General features: G+C 37.0%; 1 protein-coding gene. It reads right to left on the reverse strand.

Going from position 1 to position 230, the window contains the following annotated elements; genetic code table 11:
• A partial coding sequence (locus SB724_RS22095) for a hypothetical protein (RefSeq protein WP_410573258.1) occupies nt 1-230 on the reverse strand: 230 nt, incomplete at both ends.

Raw genomic sequence — 230 nt, forward strand, 5'->3', positions numbered from 1 at the left:
TCAATAGCATATTTACCCTTAGAAAGTTCATTGAAAGCCCACCGCATATTTGATGCTTCAGGCTCTTTTATGGCGATATATTTCCTTCCATCTTCAGTACATTTATTAATATACCCATAAGATGCTGTTCCCATAACTCTACCTTCTTTCTGCGCTCTTCTCATTCCGAAAAATGTATTTAATGCTCTTCTGTCATTTTCAACTTCCGGAGCAGCAAGATAAATTGCAAG

Origin of the sequence: Bacillus sp. SIMBA_031 (assembly GCF_046535225.1) — a bacterium.
In the GTDB taxonomy this organism is placed as follows: domain Bacteria; phylum Bacillota; class Bacilli; order Bacillales; family Bacillaceae; genus Bacillus; species Bacillus velezensis.